The following is a 16,534-nucleotide window of genomic DNA, read 5'->3' on the forward strand; positions in this document are numbered from 1 at the left end:
CGCCTGCGCGGCGGCGCCGGCGGGCAGGGCCGCGCGCAGCGCGGGCGCGGCCGACCCGGCGGCGCCGTCGCGGGCCAAAACGACCGGACGGCCGAGCAGGGACCGCCGTACGCGTTCGGCGACCAGCGTGGGATGGGTCAGCAACGAGCCGGCCAGCACCACGGGCAGGCCGGGATCGCCCTCGCCGACCGCCGCCAGGGTGGCGACCAGGCGGCGGGCGGCGTCGTCCACGATGGCCAGCGCCACCTGGTCGCCCTCCCGGGCCGCCGCCTCCACGACCGGGCTCAGCCTGCCCAGCCGGGCCGGCTCCCCGTCGTACACCACCGCGATGATCGCCTGCGTGAGGGCCTCCCTCCGCAGGTCGTCCGCTTGGAGGCCGTCCGCTTGGAGGCCGTTCGCTTGGAGGCCGTTCGCTTGGAGGGCGTCGGCTTGGGGAGCGTCCGCGCGCGGAGCCGGGGATGATCCGCCGGTTGGAGCCGGAGCCGGGGATACCTCTCCGGTAGGAGTCGTGGCCGGGGAAGCTTCGCCGGTGGAAGCCGGCGCTCCGGGGCCGGCCGGGCGGGCCGTGGCGGCGTCCTCGTGCGCGGTCACCCCGGAGGCCGGGAGCGGTTCCCGGAGGGTCGGGACGATCAGCGAGGTGAGCACCGTGGGACGGCCGCGGCCGTCGATGGCCGCCAGGGCGGCCTGCACGGCGCGGCGGCCGATCCAGACCCCCGACCCCTCGTCGCCGAGCAGCCATCCGTAGCCGTCGCACCGGCGGACCATCCGGCGGTCCTCGACGTGGGCCGCCACCGCCCCCGTGCCCGCGATGATCACGTTGCCGCTGGGCGCCGGGGTCGCGCCGGCGAAGGCCACCAGGATGTCCGGGACGATGACCGGCCGGCCGGGCAGCCCGGCCCCGTGCCAGGCGTCCTGGCTGATGGCGTCCGCCTGCCTGCGGCCCGCCTCGCTCGCCCCGGCGAGCCCGAACACCCCGCCGGCGACGTCGCCCGGGCCGAACCGCGGGCCGATCTGGGACAGGGCCTCGGTGAGGGCGCGCGCGAGGTTGCCGCCCGGGTCGCGGGCGGAGCGCGGATTGGCCCCGCCGGCGCGGCCCCGGCCCACGATCTCGCCGCTGAAGGTGGCGACCAGGCAGCGCGTGCTCGTCCCGCCGCCGTCGACGCCGACCACCAGCGGCTCCGCCGATCGCATACGCCTCCCCGATGACGATCTCCCCGGCAGTATAGGCGCCCCACCTCGGCCGATCCGGCCCGCGGGTGCGGCCCGCCTCAGGCACCGTTGTGGCGGGCCTTGGCGGCGGCCCGGATGTGGCAGGCTGCGTAGCCCAGGGAGCGTCTTCGGGGGAGCGGGATGGGGCGGCGCGTGGTCGGGACCGAGGAAGAGGCGGGCAGGACGGCCGGGGTCTCCGGGCGGGCCGCGCGGTGGGTCACCGAGATCTTCGCTCCGCAGGTGCTGGTGATCGCGCTGCCGCCGGTGGTCGGGCTGGTGTCCGACGGGCGCCCCGGGTTCTGGTGGGGCCTGGTCGCCTCGCTGCTGTGCGGAGGCGTCCCCGCGTCGGTGATCGCGCTCGGCGTCCGCGCCGGGCGGCTGGACTCCCGGCACATCGTGGACCGCTCGCGCCGGACGGTGCCGTTGCTGGTCGCCGTCGGCGCGGTGCTGGCGACGCTGGTGCTGCTGGCCGTCCTGGGCGCTCCGCGCCTGCTGGTGGCCACGGTGGGCGCGATGCTGGCCGGCCTCGCGGTGACGGTGCCGGTGACGTTGCGCTGGAAGATCTCCTTCCACGCCGCCGTCTCGGCGGGCACCGTGCTCGTGCTCGCCCGCGTCCTGCCGGCGGCGCCCACGCTCGCGGCCGGCGCGGCGGTCGTCGCGGTGGTGTGCTGGGCCCGCGTGCGCCTGGCCCACCACACCGTCCCCCAGGTGGCCGCGGGCGCCCTGGCCGGAGCCGCCTCATCGGCGGCCGTCCTCGCCCTGTTCGGGGTCTGAGAGGACGGCGGACCGCTGATCTCAGGGTGTGCGCGGGCAGCGGTTGTGACCTCAGGGGTGTGCGCGGGCAGCGGTTGTGAGGTCAACCGCCGCAGGAGCACGCGGGGTCGGGGGGATCGGCCCAGTGCAGGGCGATGTACGGCTCGGCCCGGCCGCAGTAGCGGACCCGTTCGCGGGTGACGCGGTAGCGCGCGCACGTCTCGGGCTCGTCGGGCGAGCGGCGCGGCATGGGAACGAACAGCACGCCGATGTCCTGGTCGATGTGGGTGAGCAGGCCGTGGCACGGACCGCCGAGGCAGATGGCGTTGCAGTCGTGGTCGCGGTCCCTCCGCTCGGCGCTCATGCCGGGTACGCGTGGGTCTCGGTGGCCTTCACCGACGCCCAGACCCGCTGCCCCGGGGCCAGGTCGAGTTCGGCGAGGGCGGCGGGCGTGATGTCGGCGAAGGCGGCGACCGGCCCCTGGAGGTGGACGCGGACGTTGTCGCCGTGCCGTTCGATGCCTTCGATGCGCCCCTCCCACAGGTTGCGCGGGCTGCCGTCGGGCCGGGAGCGGTAGAGCGCGACGGCCGCCGGCGGGAAGGCCACGAACACGGGCCCCTCCAGCCGTTCCGAGGTGCTGAACGGCAACGCGCCCACCATGACCCGGGCGCCGTCGGCCACGCCGCGATGCAGGTTGAGCCCGACCAGCCGGGCGACGTAGCCGGTGCGCGGGCGGCGGGCGACCTCGGCCGGGGTTCCCTGCTGGACGACCGCGCCGTCCTCGATGACGATCAGCCGGTCGGCCAGCACCATCGCCTCCAGCGGGTCGTGGGTGACAAGGACGGTGGCGCCGTCGAAGTCGGCGAGGTGGCGTCGGAGCCGGGAGCGGATCTCCAGCCGGGTGTGGGCGTCGAGCGCGGCCAGGGGCTCGTCCAGCAGGAGCAGCCGCGGCCGGACGGCGAGCGCGCGGGCCAGCGCCACCCGCTGGGCCTGGCCGCCGGACAACTGGCGGGGCCGGGCGGCGGCCCTGTCGGCGAGACCGACGCGTTCCAGCAGCTCCGCGGCCACCCGGCGGGACTCGGCCCTGGAGGCGCCCTGGCAGCGCGGGCCGAAGGCGACGTTGTCCAGGGCCGACAGGTGCGGGAAGAGCAGGTAGTCCTGGAAGACCATGCCGATCGGCCGCTGGTCGGGGGGCAGCGTCTGCACCGGGGCGCCGTCCAGCAGGATGCGGCCGCCGGTCAGGGCGATCAGCCCCGCCAGGGCGCGCAGGGCGGTGGTCTTGCCCGCGCCGTTCGGGCCGAGCAGCGCGACGACCTCTCCCGGCGCGACCTTCACCTCGATGTCCAGCGTGAACGCGGTCCTTTCGACCACGAGACGGGCTTCCAGCGTCATGGCGCGCTCACCCACCGGTCGCGCAGGCTCGCCAGGATGACGACCGAGACGGCCAGCAGGACCAGGCTGAGCACGATCGCCGCCTGCGGCTCGGTCTCCAGCGCCAGGTAGACGGCCAGCGGCATCGTCCGCGTCGTCCCGGGGAAGTTGCCCGCGAAGGTGATCGTCGCCCCGAACTCGCCCAGCGCCCGGGCCCAGCACAGCACCGCCCCCGCCACCACCCCGGGCATGATGAGCGGCAGCGTGACCCGGCGGAACACCGTCCACCGCGAGGCGCCCAGCGTGGCGGCGGCCTCCTCGAACCGCAGGTCGGCGGCGCGCAGCGCGCCCTCGACGCTGATGACCAGGAAGGGCATCGCGACGAACGCCTCGGCCACGACCACTCCCACGGTGGTGAACGGCAGCGTGATCCCGAAGCTCGCCTCCAGCCACTGCCCGACCAGCCCGCGCCGCCCCAGCACCAGCAGCAGCGCCACGCCGCCGACGACCGGCGGCAGCACCAGCGGCACGGTGACCAGGGCACGGACCACGCGCCGGCCGGGGAAGTCCACGCGGGCCAGCAGCCAGGCCAGCGGCACGCCGAGCAGCAGGCACCCCGCGGTCGCGATCGTGGCGGTCACCAGCGACAGCCGCAGCGCCTCCAGCACGTTCGGCTCGCCCAGCCGTCGCGGCAGCGTGGCCCAGGGAGCCCGCACCAGCAGCCCGGCGAGCGGCAGCACCAGGAACGCCAGCCCGGCCAGCGCGGGCGCCACCAGCACCCACGGCAGGCGGCCGGCGATGCCCTGACGGCTTCCGCCGCTCCGGTGGCTTCGGCGGCTCAGGCGGCTTCGAGGGGAGGTGCTCATGCGGGTCAGGGCGCCTCGAAGCCGGCCTTGGTCAGCACGTCCTTGCCCTGCGGCGACAGCACCAGGTCCACGAACTGCTCGGCCAGGTCACCGGCCGGAGCCTTGGCGAGGGTGGCGATCGGATAGTCGTTGATCGCCTTGTCCGCCTCTGGGAACTCGATGCCGTTCACCTTGCCCGCCGAGGCGATCACGTCGGTCTTGTAGACCAGCGCCGCGTCCACCTCGCCCAGCTCGACCTTGGTGAGCGTGGCCTTGACGTCCTGCTCCAGCGTCACGGGCTTGACCGTGAGCCCGGCGGCCTCCAGCGCCTTGGCCGCCGCGGCGCCGCACGGCACCTGCTCCGCGCACAGCGCGACCTTCACCTTGGGGTCGGTGAGGTCCTTCAGCCCTTCCACCTTGGCCGGGTTGGCGGCGGGCACGGCGATCTGCAGCTTGTTGCGCGCGAACGTCGTCGGGGAGCTCGCGAGCGAGGCGTCGGTGACGGTCTTCATCGTGGCCGGGCTCGCCGCGGCGAACACGTCGGCCGGGGCGCCCTGGGTGATCTGCTGGGCCAGGGTCGCGCTGGAGCCGAAGTTGAACTTCACGCTCGTGCCGGGGTGGGCCGCCTCGAAGGCCTTGCCCAGCTCGGTGAACGTGCCGGTCAGCGACGCCGCCGCGAACACCGTCACCTCGGTGGCCGCACCGGCCGCGGAGGCCGGCCCGGCGGCCGGCGTCGTGGAGGCGGCCGGTTCGCCGGCACCGCACCCCGACAGCCCGAGTGCGAGCGCGACCGGCAGGGCCACGGCCCACGGGGCAAGACGACTGATGAACACCAAAGGGGGGCTCCTCACAGGCTGCCGGCGACACGCTCGTGGCCGGGGATCTCCACGACGACGTTGGTGGACTTGATCACGGCGACCGCCACCACCCCCACCGCCAGGCCGAGCTCGTCGGCGGCCTGGCGGCTCATCAGCGACACCACCCGGAACGGCCCCGCGGCGATCTCGACCTGCGCCATCACCGCGTCCTTGATCACCTCGGTCACGATGCCGCGGAAGCGATTACGCGCCGAGGAACGGCCGCCGTCGACCGTCTCGACCTGGGTGCGGGCGAACTCGGCCAGGTCGGCGCCGTTCAGCCGCCGGTGGCCGTTCTCGTCCCGCTCGGCCCTCAGCCGGCCCCCGTCCACCCATCGGCGGACGGTGTCGGAGCTGACCCCGAGCAACGCGGCGGCCTCGCTGATACGGAACGTCGTCACAGACCCTCACCCTACCCCTCGCACATTCCACCGCCAATGCCCATCTACTACCGCAATCGCGGCCTGATGCACGGCTTTGTCATGGCATCCACGAAAGGGAGCGGAGTCGTGCCCGGCTCCACGCGCCGGCCCCGGCCGGATCGGGTCCGGCAGCGGCCGGCGATCGCCTCCGCCTGGATCACCCGGGCTCCTCCGGGATCACCCGGGCTCCTCCGGGATCACTCAGCCTCCGCCGGGTGGTCCGCCGGAGGGGTGGCGTGGATCGCGGCGAAGGCCAGGAGGAGGGTGGCGGTCCGCGGCGGGTCCTCCAGGTTCGGGGAGTGCCCAAGGCCGGGCAGCAACACGACCTCCGCCCCCGGCACGGCGTGGTAGCCGGCCGCGGAGGACGACCGCCATCGGCGGTCGTCCGCACCGAAGATCACCAGCAGCGGCTTGCCGAGGGGCGCCAGCCGGTCGGGGAGCGCCCGCTGCTCCAGGTAGTCGCGAGTGCCTCGCATCGTCGCGGTGAGCGTGTGGTAGGTCATGAAGCGCACCTCGTCCAGTAGCTCCTGGGGGATCCGATAGCCCGGGCGGCTGAAGCCGGTGCTCGCGAACCGGCGGATCAGCTCGTCGGTGGGCGGCCACTGCGAGGGGCTGATCGCGGCGGACTCCGACGCGATGAAGGCGTCCAGGCTCGGTCCGGTGTTGATGAGCGCGAGCGCGTCCACCAGGCCGGGTCGCTGTTCGGCGAGAGCGGTGGCCACCGCGCCGCCGCTGGAGTGGCCGATGACCACGACGCGCCCGGCGCCGAGCCGGTCCATCGCCTCGCCCACCCGGTGGGCCTGGTCCGGGAGCGCGTAGCCGGGGCCGGCCGGCTTGGCCGACCGGCCGTGCCCGAGCAGGTCGATCCGGATGACGCGATGGGCTGCGGCCAGCAGCGGGACCAGCGGGTCCCACGAGCGGGTCGAGGACGCCGACCCGTGGATGAGCAGGAGTGCGGGGGCGTCGCGGGGGCCGTCCTGGCACACGTGGATGTCGCCGTCGTCCAGGGACAGGATCGTGCTCTCGGTGGTCTCGGCGCCGCCGTTCGCGTGCGGTCCGCCGTCAGAGATGGTCATGAGGCGATCGTCGCGCCGGTGCGCGCCGGTGGATTGGACGAATGTTCCCCCCGGCCCGCCGTAGCATGGGGCGGTGCGGACGTTCGTGCACGGTGCGGCTGTGTGGGACGTCGCGTGCCCGCGGGGTCCGAGCCGGGTGGCCGGTGTCACCATGGCCGGGTTCCGCGTCGGTGACCTGGACGCGCTCCGGATGGTCCCGCACCCGGCCGTGACACTGCTCGTGGAGTTCGGCGCCGGTTCGCCCGTCGTGGACTACGCCGCCGGGCGGCGGGAGCGGGGAAGCGTCGCCGCCGGGCCCGGGCTCGGGTCCGGGGGCGCTGTCTGGGCGCGGGGCGTGAACCTCGAGTGCGTGCAGGTGCGCCTGTCCCCGGTGATCGCGCGCGCGGTTCTGGGCCTCCCTCCCGCCGACCTCGACGGCGCCGTGGTGGCCCTGGGCGACCTGTGGGGCCGGGAGGCCGCACGGCTGCGTGAGCGGCTGGCCGGGGCCTCCTCCTGGGAGGATCGCTTCGCGCTGACCGAGGCGCTGCTCGCCCGGCGGCGTGCGGCGGGGCGGGCAGTGGACCCGGAGGTGGCCTGGGCCTGGCGCCGCATCGTCGCCGGCCGCGGCCTGGTCCGGGTCGACGGGCTGGCGGCCGAGCTCGGCTGGAGCCGCAAGCGCCTGTGGTCCCGGTTCCGCTCGCAGATCGGCCTGCCGCCCAAGCGCGCCGCGAAGCTGGTCCGCTTCGACCACGCCGCTCACCGCCTGGCCGCGGGACAGGACGCGGCCGGCGTCGCGGCCGACGGCGGCTACACCGACCAGTCGCACCTGCATCGCGACGTCGTGGCGTTCACCGGGGTGACGCCCGCGGCCGTGGCCGGCGAGCGGTTCCTCGCGGTCGACGACCTCGCCTGGCCCGGCCGCGCGACGCCCGCGCCAGACCCACGCCGCTGAGCCGCCCGGGACCGGCGCGTCCGGCACCGGCCCGTCCGGCATGGCCGACAGGGCCGGTCAGGGCTTGCGGGCCACGGCGCAGAACTGGGAGACCTCCTGCCGGGCGTCGAAGTCGTCGGGCTCGGGGCGCCACCGGGAGCAGGAGACCACGCCGGGCGAAAGCACCTCCAGTCCTTCGAGGAACCCGGCCAGCTCCTCCGGATCGCGCAGGGTCATCGGCGCAGAGCCGCCCTCGTTCCAGCGCCGCACCGCCTCGATCATCGCCTCGCCGTGCACCCGCGCCGTCGGATGGGCGATGACCAGGTGGCTGCCGGACGCCAGGCCGGCCATCAGCCGGTCCACGACCGACCTGGCCTGCCCGGTGTCGACGATGAAGTTGAGGCTGCCCAGCAGCATCAGCGCGACCGGACGGGCGAGGTCGAGGGTGGCGGCGGCCCGCTCCAGGATCGTCTCCGGCTCGTTGAGGTCGGCCTCGAGGTAGTCGGTGGCCCCCTCAGGGGCGCCCACGAGCAGCGCCCGGGCGTGGGTCAGCACGATCGGGTCGTTGTCGACGTACACGACGCGGCAGCGGGGGTCGATCGCCTGGGCGACCTCGTGGGTGTTGTCGGCCGTCGGCAGCCCGGTGCCGATGTCGAGGAACTGGCGGATGCCGGCCTCGCCGACCAGGTGGCGCACGGCCCTGCCGAGGAAGGCGCGGTCGGCGCGCGCGGAGTCCACCAGGGCGGGCATCACCGCGAGGATCTGCTCGCCCATCAGGCGGTCGGCGGCGAAGTTGTCCTTGCCGCCCAGCCAGTAGTTCCAGACGCGCGCGGAGTGCGCCACCGTGGGGTCGATCTTGGCGTGCGGCACCGGCGCCTCGTCAGGGGAGGACGCTTCGTCGCTCATGGGGAACGCACCTGCTCCACCTGGCGTGGACCGATCTTCACCTCGCCAGCCTAGCCGTCCGTATTGCCGGCCAAGTGAGAATTCGGACACTGTTCATATCGCCGATACCGGGCCGAAACCAGGCCGGGAGCGGACCGCGAAGAGTCGGTCAGGGCGAGGCGGGGGAGACGCGCTGCCACTGCGGGTCCCGGTACAGCACCACGGACGGCCCGCGCAGCATCTCGTCCGGCGCGGACAGCATGACCAGCTCGCCCGCCGCCTCCATCTCGCGCAGCAGGTCGCGCACGCGCGGGCCGACGGGCAGGCGGCCGAGGGGCAGGCCGAGCGTGAGACGTGTGGCGTCCGCCACCTCCGAGAGCCGGAACGGGCCGGGGAAGCCGTCGACCAGCCCGCGGACCAGGTCCAGCGTGATCACCTGCTCGGCCTCGCCGTGCGCGACCTCCCACACGAGCTGGACGTTGCGGCGGCCGGTGGCGGCGCAGGCGGCGCAGCGCCGCACGAAACCGGGCACGATCTCCTCGTCGGCCGAGCCCAGGCACACCGTGCACTGGCCGGTCTCCGAGGCGTGCAGTTCAGCGGCCGCCCGGTTGGGCAGGGGAGTGCCGCACGAGCACCGGAACGTGCGGAAGGCGCGCCCCTCGACCAGGGCGCGATCGTCGGCGTTCTCGGGGATCTCGTCCCACTGTGCGGTGATCGTATGCGTGGTCATCTCCCGTGACTCTACCGAGCCGTTCCGGCGCGTGGTCCCGGACGGCCGGGTTCGGCGTGACGGCGTGCCAGGAGGCGGGCGTGGCCCCTGGTGGGGGTGCGTTTCACGCGGCGTGCGGCGCGAACCCCGGGTGGAGGCACCGCCTCTGGGGACATGCTTTTATTGATTCATGTCAAACCCGGCGATTTTGACCGTCGATGACGATCCGGGCGTCTCCCGGTCGGTGGCCCGAGACGTCCGCCGCCGCTACGGCGACCGCTACCGCGTCGTGCGCGCCGACTCCGGCCAGGCGGCCCTGGAGGCGCTCCGCGAGATCAAGCTGCGCGGCGAACAGGTCGCCGTCATGCTCGCGGACTACCGGATGCCGCAGATGAACGGCATCCAGTTCCTCGAGGCCGCGATGGACATCTTCCCGCGCGCCCGGCGTGTCCTGCTCACCGCCTACGCCGACACCGACGCGGCGATCGACGCGATCAACATCGTCGACCTGGACCACTACCTGCTCAAGCCGTGGAACCCGCCGGAGGAGAAGCTCTACCCGGTGGTGGACGCGCTCCTGGACGCCTGGCTCGCCGCGCCGGACGAGACGATCACCGAGACCCGCGTCGTCGGGCACCGGTGGTCGGCGCCGTCCTTCGCGGTCCGCGACTTCCTCGCCCGCAACCTGGTGCCCTACCGCTGGCTGCAGTCCGACGAGCCCGAGGGCTGCCGGCTGCTGTCGGCGGCCGGGCTGACCGGCGACGACGTGCCGCTGGTGGTCACCCCGGACGGCACCTCGCTGGTCAAGCCCAGCGAGGCCGACCTGGCCGCCCACGTCGGGCTCACCACCACGCCCACCGAGGACTTCTACGACCTGGTCGTCGTCGGCGCCGGCCCCGCCGGGCTCGGCGCGGCGGTGTACGGCGCCTCCGAGGGCCTGCGCACCCTCCTGCTGGAACAGCGCGCCACCGGTGGGCAGGCGGGGCAGAGCAGCCGCATCGAGAACTACCTGGGCTTCCCCGACGGGGTGTCGGGCGCCCAGCTCACCGACCGCGCCAGGCGGCAGGCGCAGCGCTTCGGCGCCGAGATCCTGACCACCCGCGAGGTCGTCGGCCTGGAGGCCGGCGGCACGACCAAGCTGCTGCGCTTCGGGGACGGCAGCCTCATCGCCGCCCACACGGTCGTCCTGGCCACCGGGGTGTCCTACCGCCTGCTGGACGCGCCCGGCCTGGCCGAGCTGACCGGCCGGGGCGTCTTCTACGGCTCGGCCGCCACCGAGGCCCCGAGCTGCTCCGGCCAGGAGATCTACATCGTCGGCGGCGCCAACTCCGCCGGCCAGGCCGCCGTGCACTTCTCCCGGTACGCCAAGCGCGTGCACATGCTGATCAGGTCCGGCGACCTGCGGCGGTCGATGTCGCAGTACCTGATCGACCAGATCGCCGAGATCGACAACATCGAGGTGCACCCGCACTGCCAGGTGATCGGCGGCGAGGGCCGCGAGCACCTGGAGCGGCTGATCGTCTGCGACCCGCGCTCGGGGCAGGACCGGACGTTCGACACCTCGTGGCTGTTCGTCTTCATCGGCGCCGAGCCGCGCACCGACTGGCTGGACAAGTCGGTCGTCCGTGACGAGCGGGGCTTCGTGGTCACCGGCACCGACCTGCTCGCCGACGGCCACAGGCCGCCCGGCTGGACGCTGCCCCGCGACCCCTACCACCTGGAGACCAGCATGCCGGGCGTCTTCGCCGCGGGAGACGTGCGCGCCGACTCGGTCAAGCGCGTCGCCTCCGCCGTGGGCGAGGGCGCCATGGCGGTGTCACTGATCCACCGCTACCTGGAGACCCAATGAGCGAGCCGGCCACGGAGACCGGATGCGGCGTCAGGGGCGACGAGCGCCTGACCCCCGTCGAACTACGCACCCTGTTCCTGTTCGAATCGCTGGACGAGGCCCAGCTCGCCCGGTTCGCCGAGCACGGCCGGGTGGAGCGCTACCCCGCCGCCGCCCGGGTCTACGAGGAGGGCAGCCCGGCCACCTGCTTCTACGTCCTGCTCAGCGGCACGATCGCGCTGTCGCGCCGCGTCCAGGGCGACGAGATCGAGCTCAACCGCACCGAGCAGCGGGGCGTCTACGCGGGCGCCACCCAGGCTTACCTGGCCGAGCGCGAGGGGCAGGTGTACCCCCACAGCATGCTCGCCATCAGCGACGTCGAGCTGTTCTCGCTGCCCGCCGACGTGCTGGCCACCGCGCTGCGCGAGTGGTTCCCGATGGCGACGCACCTGCTGGAGGGCATGTTCCTCGGCCTGCGCGCCAGCCAGACCATCGTCGGTGAGCGCGAGCGGCTGCTGGCGCTGGGCTCGCTGTCGGCCGGGCTGACCCACGAGCTGAACAACCCGGCCGCCGCGGCGGTGCGGGCCACCGCGGTGCTGCGCGAGCGGGTCGCCCACATGCGCCACAAGCTCGCCATGATCGCCGACGGCCGGCTGGACGGCAGCCGCCTGCACGAGCTCGTCGAGCTGCAGGAGGAGGCCGTCAAGCGCGCCGCGGGCGCGGCGCCGCTGTCGGCGATGGCCACCGCCGACGCCGAGGACGAGCTGAGCGACTGGCTGGACGACCACGACATCGCCGGAGGCTGGGAGCTGGCCTCGACGCTGGTGGCCGGCGGCATCGACGCGGAGTGGCTCGAGCGCATCAGCGGCGCCGTCGGCGGGGAGAACCTCGAGGCCGCCGTCCGGTGGCTGACCTACACGGTCGAGACCGAGCAGCTGATGTGCGAGATCGCCGAGGCGGTGACCCGCATGTCCACGCTGGTCGCCGCCGCCAAGCAGTACTCCCAGCTCGACCGGGCCCCCTACCAGACGGTCGACGTGCACGACCTGCTCGGCGCGACGCTGACCATGATGCAGGCGAAGATCCCCGAAGGGGTCCGCGTCGTCAAGGAGTACGACCGCACCGTCCCGCTCATCCCCGCCTACGCCGCCGAGCTCAACCAGGTGTGGACCAACCTCATCGACAACGCGTTCTCGGCGATGAGGGAGGAGGGCGGCACCCTCACGGTGCGCACCGGGCACGACACGGAGCGGGTCTTCGTCGAGATCGGCGACACCGGGCCGGGCATCCCCGCCGAGATCCGGCCGCGCATCTTCGAGCCGTTCTTCACCACCAAGCCGGTCGGCGAGGGCACCGGTCTCGGCCTGGACATCTCCTACCGCATCATCGTCAACAAGCACCACGGGGACATCAAGGTGGAGTCCCACCCCGGCGACACGCGCTTCCGCGTGCTGCTCCCCATCACCCCCGCCTGAGCCGCGCCAAAGCGAGAACACATCCGGGAACCGGTCACCATGGTGACCGGTTCCTGACGTTCCTCCCGGCCCTCGGTGGAGCTCAGGGCCGGGGGAGTGTCCGCGACGGCCGGCCCCTGTCGTACTTCGTCACGGTGGCCGATCCACGCGACGGGACCATCCGCAGTCCGCCCATGCCCTCCGGCGACAACGGCACGGACCTGATCGGCCCGTCGCGCCGGCGGGCCGCCCGGCCACGGTGCCGTGGCCGAGACGACCCGCGGACGATCGTGCTAGCAGCCGCTGACGTGCCAGACGCGGAGCATTGCCCGGGGGACCTTGTCGAGGCAGCCGCCGGTGTCGCCGAGGTACTTCCAGGCGCCCCCGCCTCGCTTGCGCCAGACGTGCGGACCGTCCTGGTAGCTGATCGGATCGCCCTTGATCCCGATCTGGCCGATCGCCCAGTAGACGTCCCGGGCGCGCGTGGTCCCGGTGATCTTCCCGTAGTAGACCTGCCGGGGACCGTCCACCCGGTTACGAGGACGGGCGGAATCGGCCCGCCAGTAGGCGTCGGCCAGCTTGGTGCGGATCCTCTCGGTGAGCTTGAGGTTGACGGCCCTGCCCGCCGCCCTGCTCGTCGTCGCGCCCGGCGAGGCGGTGACCCCGGCCCGCGCCGGCCCGGCCACCGGCGAGGCGCCGGCGGGCGCGGCCGCCGTCAGGGACAGGATGGCCCCGGCCACGAGGCCCAGGGCCGTCGTGGCCGATCTTCCTAGCGCGGTCATGTCTCTCCGTCTCATCGTCTACATGCCCATGCAGCCGGGCACCCCGTAGGCGGCGCCGCGGTCGAAGGCGGCGATGCGCTGGGAAGCGCTGCCGTGGTCGCCGGGCCTGGTCCACCGGGTCTCGTCGGCCATGGACCGCAGGGCGGCGGCGATCTCCCGCACGTCGCCCTCCTCGAAGCGCAGCGTGCCGTCCGCGGCGGCGCCGTACAGCGCCGCGCCCGCGAGGCAGTCGGCCTGCAGTTCGGCGGCCCGCGACACCAGCGTGAAGTTCAGGTGGGCCTGCACGGCGTGCCCCCACTCGTGGGCGATGACGTCGTACACCCACGCGTCCCCGGAGCGGTATCCCCGCCTCATCAGATCGGTGTCCCAGGCGATGTAGCGCCCGTTCGCGCAGTAGTAGGCATTGTCGTAGCTCAGGCGCCTGCCGCCGCAGAACGGCGCCGGCCTTCCACCCCTGGAGTAACCGCCGAAAATGTTCGGCCGGTAATAGCGGCCGGTGAAGTACTGCGACCAGTGGCCGGCCCAGAAACGGTCCACGACGTACAGCGCCGTGGCGATATCGGACTTCATGCTGTCCATTCCGCGGGCCTGCGCCACGGCCGCCCCCGAGCGCGGCCTCCCCGCCGTGGACGCGTACGCCGTGCCGCCGCCGGCGAGCATCGTGGTGACGAGCAGAACGGCGAGCGCCGTCCGCCCCGGCATTCGTCGATGCATTCTCGCGATTCCCTCCCCTTGGATTCCGGGCCCCACGAGGAGGGTAAATGCGTTCCGCGTCCGAGGGAACGCTTACAGTTATGTCAAATCCCGGGGCCGGCCGCCGTCAGGAAATGAGATCGGCGCCGCCGGGGAAAAGGGAAAAGGCCGCGGCGCCCGCCATGGAGCCTTCAGGTGGTCAGGGGAAAGGCTGCGGCGCCCGCCATGGGCCTTCAGGGGGTCAGGCCCGGAACGGCGCCGCCATGGGGTCTTGAGCTGGTCAGGCCGGAACGGCGCCCGCGACCAGTTCGGCGAAGCGGACGGCGTCGATGTTCCCGCCGGAGACGATCACGCCGACGCGCCCCGGGACGCGGTCCACCCTTCCGGCCAGCAGGGCGCCCAGCGCCGCGGCGCCGCTCGGCTCCATGACGATCTTCATCCGCTCGAAGGCCAGCCGCATCGCCGCGCGGATCTCGTCATCGGCGACCACCGCGATCTCGTCGACCAGCCGCCTGTTGATCGAGAAGGTCAGCTCGCCGGGGACGTCGGCGGCTAGGCCGTCGGCGATCGTGCGCGGGACGGGGATGGACACCCGTTCGCCGGCGCCCAGCGACCGCCTGGTGTCGTCGCCCGCCTCGGGCTCCACGCCCACCACGCGGACGCGTCCCGGCAGCCCCTTGGCCACCGTGGCGCTGCCGGCGATCAGCCCGCCGCCGCCGACCGGCACCACCAAAGCGTCGAGCTCGCCGACCTCCTCCAGCAGTTCGAGCGCGGCCGTGCCCTGGCCGGCGATCACGTGCGGGTGCTCGTACGGCGGGATCAGCGCGAGGCCGCGGTCGGCGGCGAGCGCTTCACCGATCGCGACCCGGTCGCCGGTGTAGCGGTCATAGGTGACGATCTCCGCCCCGTACCCGGCGGCGGCGTCCATCTTGGACCTGGGCGTGTCCTCCGGCATCAGGATCACCGCCGTGCCGCCCAGCTCCCGCGCTGCCAGGGCGATGGCCTGGGCGTGGTTGCCCGAGGAGTACGCGGCGATGCCCCTGGCCCGCTGCTCCGGCGACAGCCGCGAGACGGCGTTGTACGCGCCGCGGAACTTGAACGCGCCGACGCGCTGGAAGTTCTCGCACTTGAGGAAGACCTCCGCGCCGGCCAGCGCGTCCAGGGTGCGGGACCGCAGGACGGGGGTCCGGTGCGCGACGCCCTTGAGCCGGGCGGCCGCGTCGTGGACGTCGTCCAGGGTGACCGGAAGCGGGCTGGTCATGCTCAGTCCTCCAGGTGGGTGGCGGGGCGCGCCTTCCGCGGCGCGCCCGGCGGCGCCGGTCGCGGGCGGCACGGAAGACGTCCGGCGGCCTCCACGCGACGCCGCCCCGTCCTCCGGCGTGCCGGGCCCCGGACCGGTCAGACCAGCAGGAGCTCCAGCTTTGCCGCCACCTCACGGTATCGGCTCACGAACGGGTGGTGGGCCGAGCGGCCGATACGACATCTGACCCCGCCCGGGCCGTTCATACCGATTCCCGGCGCTGGATGCTCGTCTCTCTGGTCCCTGCATCGACGGCGTCAGCAGCGATCCGCAGCGGAATACGTTCCTGCTCAATGCGCAGGAACCGCGTCCAGTCGGGGTCGGTCAGATGCTCGTACAGGACTCTTTCGGTGGCCGTGAGATGCCGCAGACGTTTGCGGGTTACATGCTTGAGGGGTTTTCCCTGCGCGTCGGTGTGAGAGCCGTATCTCATACCGCTCGTAGGTGGTCTGGTCCATGAGGATGGTGCGAACCGGCAGGCCCTCGCGTCGGAAATTGTCGACGCTCTCGAACCCGTACGCGTCCATGCCGCCCCAGTAGATCAGGTGCGGCGCCGTGGCGAGCCAGGCGATGCCGGCGGCCGCCGCGGCGCCGAACCCGTCACCCTCGACGGAGATCGCGTTCGGGAGGGCCGGGAAGTGGATGGCCGTGTCCTTGTTCTCGGATACGACGATCACATGCGGCCGGTAGGCGGGGGCCATACCGTCGCCGACGGTCGCGGAGTCGTGCCAGCGGCCGCCGGCTGCACGGTGGTCGGGGTCGAGGTAGGCGAAGTGGATTCTCGGCGGATGTCCCGGCAGGAGCCCCAGGCCATCGCGTTCGGCGAGCGCGGCGATCAGATTTCGGCTGGTGTTGAGCCATTTGGGATGCCGTTAACGAAGGCGTCACCCTTCCCAAACGCCGATGATCACGTGGTCTGATCTCGTGTGATGGCTTGTTGCCAGAAGCTGATGTGAAGGCACGCCGCTGTTAGGCATCGATGACCTGGTAGAGCATTGGACCCGCCTGAGAGATGAGCAGGACCTCCTCATGGGGAAGCGTGGAGTGACGCGCTTGGGGTTCGCGCTGTTGTTGAAGTACTACACGTGCTTTGGCCGGTTTCCGCGGGGCCGGTCAGAGTCGCCGGACGAGGCGGTGGAGCACGTGGCCCGCCAGGCGAGGGTGCCGGCTGCGGTACTGGGCGTCGACTACCCCGACACCCTGAACACCCAGCGAAACCTCGCCTTATGGCAGAAGACGCAGCGACGTTATCGGCACGCGGCGAAATGACGGCATATAGACCGGGCATGCCGACCCACAGAGCATGACGGCCTTCTAGTACTCCAGTGACCTTTTGAGATCAGCGTTGGGATCTCCGCTGGTAGTGGGATCGTCTGGCTTGATGCTGGTGTCGACGGCGCCACCGTGACCAGCGCAGGATCTCCTGGATCTGCCGGTGCG

Annotated in this window: 19 protein-coding genes; 5 read left to right on the top strand and 14 right to left on the bottom strand. The window is 73.2% G+C overall.

Annotated elements, in window-relative coordinates:
* Window positions 1-1,191: N-acetylglucosamine kinase (locus ACFQSB_RS39545; protein WP_380832447.1), on the bottom strand; the 1,191-nt coding region annotated here is incomplete at its 3' end.
* A gap of 171 nt (window positions 1,192-1,362) precedes the next feature.
* Between ACFQSB_RS39545 and ACFQSB_RS39550 the strand changes: the two genes are divergently transcribed.
* Window positions 1,363-1,983 carry a hypothetical protein gene (locus ACFQSB_RS39550; RefSeq protein ID WP_354847603.1) on the top strand — a complete coding sequence of 207 codons (621 nt, stop codon included), beginning with the start codon at window positions 1,363-1,365 and terminating at the stop codon, window positions 1,981-1,983.
* A gap of 82 nt (window positions 1,984-2,065) precedes the next feature.
* Here ACFQSB_RS39550 and ACFQSB_RS39555 read toward each other — a convergent pair whose 3' ends face one another.
* The 6 genes from ACFQSB_RS39555 to ACFQSB_RS39580 all read right to left on the bottom strand — a co-directional run bounded on the left by ACFQSB_RS39555 (window position 2,066) and on the right by ACFQSB_RS39580 (window position 6,533).
* Window positions 2,066-2,326, bottom strand: a complete 261-nt coding sequence (locus ACFQSB_RS39555) for a hypothetical protein (protein ID WP_380832449.1) — start codon at window positions 2,324-2,326, stop codon at window positions 2,066-2,068.
* Window positions 2,323-3,354 carry an ABC transporter ATP-binding protein gene (locus ACFQSB_RS39560; protein ID WP_380832450.1) on the bottom strand — a complete coding sequence of 344 codons (1,032 nt, stop codon included), beginning with the start codon at window positions 3,352-3,354 and terminating at the stop codon, window positions 2,323-2,325. Before ACFQSB_RS39560 ends, ACFQSB_RS39555 begins: the two co-directional genes overlap by 4 nt.
* Window positions 3,351-4,199, bottom strand: a complete 849-nt coding sequence (locus ACFQSB_RS39565) for an ABC transporter permease (RefSeq protein WP_380832452.1) — start codon at window positions 4,197-4,199, stop codon at window positions 3,351-3,353. The genes ACFQSB_RS39560 and ACFQSB_RS39565 overlap by 4 nt, the downstream gene beginning before the upstream one ends.
* Before the next feature lie 5 nt (window positions 4,200-4,204).
* Window positions 4,205-5,014: a molybdate ABC transporter substrate-binding protein gene (gene modA, locus ACFQSB_RS39570; RefSeq protein ID WP_380832454.1), complete on the bottom strand. Its 810-nt coding sequence runs from the start codon at window positions 5,012-5,014 to the stop codon at window positions 4,205-4,207.
* An 11-nt stretch (window positions 5,015-5,025) separates the two neighbouring features.
* Window positions 5,026-5,436 (bottom strand): TOBE domain-containing protein, encoded by a 411-nt coding sequence (locus tag ACFQSB_RS39575; RefSeq protein ID WP_380832456.1) that lies wholly within the window; start codon window positions 5,434-5,436, stop codon window positions 5,026-5,028.
* Between the two features lie 218 nt (window positions 5,437-5,654).
* Complete coding sequence (locus ACFQSB_RS39580; RefSeq protein WP_380832457.1) at window positions 5,655-6,533, bottom strand: alpha/beta fold hydrolase; 879 nt, start codon at window positions 6,531-6,533, stop codon at window positions 5,655-5,657.
* Window positions 6,534-6,606: 73 nt separating this feature from the next.
* On the opposite strand from ACFQSB_RS39580, the gene ACFQSB_RS39585 reads away from it, so the two are divergent.
* Entirely contained in the window at window positions 6,607-7,464 is an 858-nt protein-coding gene (locus ACFQSB_RS39585; RefSeq protein ID WP_380832459.1) for an AraC family transcriptional regulator, read from the top strand.
* A 57-nt stretch (window positions 7,465-7,521) separates the two neighbouring features.
* Here ACFQSB_RS39585 and ACFQSB_RS39590 read toward each other — a convergent pair whose 3' ends face one another.
* Both ACFQSB_RS39590 and ACFQSB_RS39595 read right to left on the bottom strand, forming a co-directional pair.
* A complete protein-coding gene (locus ACFQSB_RS39590; RefSeq protein WP_380832460.1) occupies window positions 7,522-8,349 on the bottom strand; it encodes an SAM-dependent methyltransferase in 828 nt (275 codons plus the stop codon).
* Window positions 8,350-8,497: 148 nt separating this feature from the next.
* Window positions 8,498-9,058 carry a hypothetical protein gene (locus ACFQSB_RS39595; protein WP_354923779.1) on the bottom strand — a complete coding sequence of 187 codons (561 nt, stop codon included), beginning with the start codon at window positions 9,056-9,058 and terminating at the stop codon, window positions 8,498-8,500.
* Between the two features lie 169 nt (window positions 9,059-9,227).
* Between ACFQSB_RS39595 and ACFQSB_RS39600 the strand changes: the two genes are divergently transcribed.
* Window positions 9,228-10,886 (top strand): NAD(P)/FAD-dependent oxidoreductase, encoded by a 1,659-nt coding sequence (locus ACFQSB_RS39600; protein WP_354847631.1) that lies wholly within the window; start codon window positions 9,228-9,230, stop codon window positions 10,884-10,886.
* Window positions 10,883-12,340, top strand: a complete 1,458-nt coding sequence (locus ACFQSB_RS39605) for an ATP-binding protein (protein WP_380832462.1) — start codon at window positions 10,883-10,885, stop codon at window positions 12,338-12,340. Before ACFQSB_RS39600 ends, ACFQSB_RS39605 begins: the two co-directional genes overlap by 4 nt.
* 272 nt (window positions 12,341-12,612) lie before the next feature.
* Here ACFQSB_RS39605 and ACFQSB_RS39610 read toward each other — a convergent pair whose 3' ends face one another.
* From ACFQSB_RS39610 to ACFQSB_RS39630, 5 genes are all read right to left on the bottom strand, one after another.
* Window positions 12,613-13,101 (bottom strand): hypothetical protein, encoded by a 489-nt coding sequence (locus ACFQSB_RS39610; RefSeq protein ID WP_380832464.1) that lies wholly within the window; start codon window positions 13,099-13,101, stop codon window positions 12,613-12,615.
* An 18-nt stretch (window positions 13,102-13,119) separates the two neighbouring features.
* On the bottom strand, window positions 13,120-13,815 hold the full coding sequence (locus tag ACFQSB_RS39615; RefSeq protein WP_380832466.1) for a neutral zinc metallopeptidase: 696 nt from the start codon (window positions 13,813-13,815) through the stop codon (window positions 13,120-13,122).
* A 259-nt stretch (window positions 13,816-14,074) separates the two neighbouring features.
* Window positions 14,075-15,055: a pyridoxal-phosphate dependent enzyme gene (locus ACFQSB_RS39620; RefSeq protein WP_380832467.1), complete on the bottom strand. Its 981-nt coding sequence runs from the start codon at window positions 15,053-15,055 to the stop codon at window positions 14,075-14,077.
* Between the two features lie 241 nt (window positions 15,056-15,296).
* Window positions 15,297-15,464 (bottom strand): Wadjet anti-phage system protein JetD domain-containing protein, encoded by a 168-nt coding sequence (locus ACFQSB_RS39625; RefSeq protein ID WP_380832468.1) that lies wholly within the window; start codon window positions 15,462-15,464, stop codon window positions 15,297-15,299.
* The gene (locus ACFQSB_RS39630; RefSeq protein ID WP_380832470.1) at window positions 15,385-15,933 is read right to left on the bottom strand and encodes a Wadjet anti-phage system protein JetD domain-containing protein; all 549 of its coding nucleotides are present in this window, start codon (window positions 15,931-15,933) and stop codon (window positions 15,385-15,387) included. The genes ACFQSB_RS39625 and ACFQSB_RS39630 overlap by 80 nt, the downstream gene beginning before the upstream one ends.
* A gap of 145 nt (window positions 15,934-16,078) precedes the next feature.
* Here ACFQSB_RS39630 and ACFQSB_RS39635 point away from each other — a divergent pair, with 145 nt between their 5' ends.
* Window positions 16,079-16,363: a DUF4158 domain-containing protein gene (locus ACFQSB_RS39635; protein WP_380832472.1), complete on the top strand. Its 285-nt coding sequence runs from the start codon at window positions 16,079-16,081 to the stop codon at window positions 16,361-16,363.
* The last annotated feature ends 171 nt before the right edge of the window (window positions 16,364-16,534 follow it).

It is taken from the genome of Sphaerisporangium rhizosphaerae (assembly GCF_042665155.1).
In the GTDB taxonomy this organism is placed as follows: domain Bacteria; phylum Actinomycetota; class Actinomycetes; order Streptosporangiales; family Streptosporangiaceae; genus Sphaerisporangium; species Sphaerisporangium rhizosphaerae.

Bases quoted from the DNA above. Each gene is read 5' to 3' on its own strand.
- ACFQSB_RS39580 (WP_380832457.1), bottom strand. From the start codon at position 6,533: ATGACCATCTCTGACGGCGGACCGCACGCGAACGGCGGCGCCGAGACC.
- ACFQSB_RS39590 (WP_380832460.1), bottom strand. From the start codon at position 8,349: ATGAGCGACGAAGCGTCCTCCCCTGACGAGGCGCCGGTGCCGCACGCC.
- ACFQSB_RS39615 (WP_380832466.1), bottom strand. From the start codon at position 13,815: ATGCATCGACGAATGCCGGGGCGGACGGCGCTCGCCGTTCTGCTCGTC.
- ACFQSB_RS39595 (WP_354923779.1), bottom strand. From the start codon at position 9,058: ATGACCACGCATACGATCACCGCACAGTGGGACGAGATCCCCGAGAAC.
- ACFQSB_RS39610 (WP_380832464.1), bottom strand. From the start codon at position 13,101: ATGACCGCGCTAGGAAGATCGGCCACGACGGCCCTGGGCCTCGTGGCC.
- ACFQSB_RS39620 (WP_380832467.1), bottom strand. From the start codon at position 15,055: ATGACCAGCCCGCTTCCGGTCACCCTGGACGACGTCCACGACGCGGCC.
- ACFQSB_RS39560 (WP_380832450.1), bottom strand. From the start codon at position 3,354: ATGACGCTGGAAGCCCGTCTCGTGGTCGAAAGGACCGCGTTCACGCTG.
- ACFQSB_RS39565 (WP_380832452.1), bottom strand. From the start codon at position 4,199: ATGAGCACCTCCCCTCGAAGCCGCCTGAGCCGCCGAAGCCACCGGAGC.
- ACFQSB_RS39555 (WP_380832449.1), bottom strand. From the start codon at position 2,326: ATGAGCGCCGAGCGGAGGGACCGCGACCACGACTGCAACGCCATCTGC.
- ACFQSB_RS39605 (WP_380832462.1), top strand. From the start codon at position 10,883: ATGAGCGAGCCGGCCACGGAGACCGGATGCGGCGTCAGGGGCGACGAG.
- ACFQSB_RS39600 (WP_354847631.1), top strand. From the start codon at position 9,228: ATGTCAAACCCGGCGATTTTGACCGTCGATGACGATCCGGGCGTCTCC.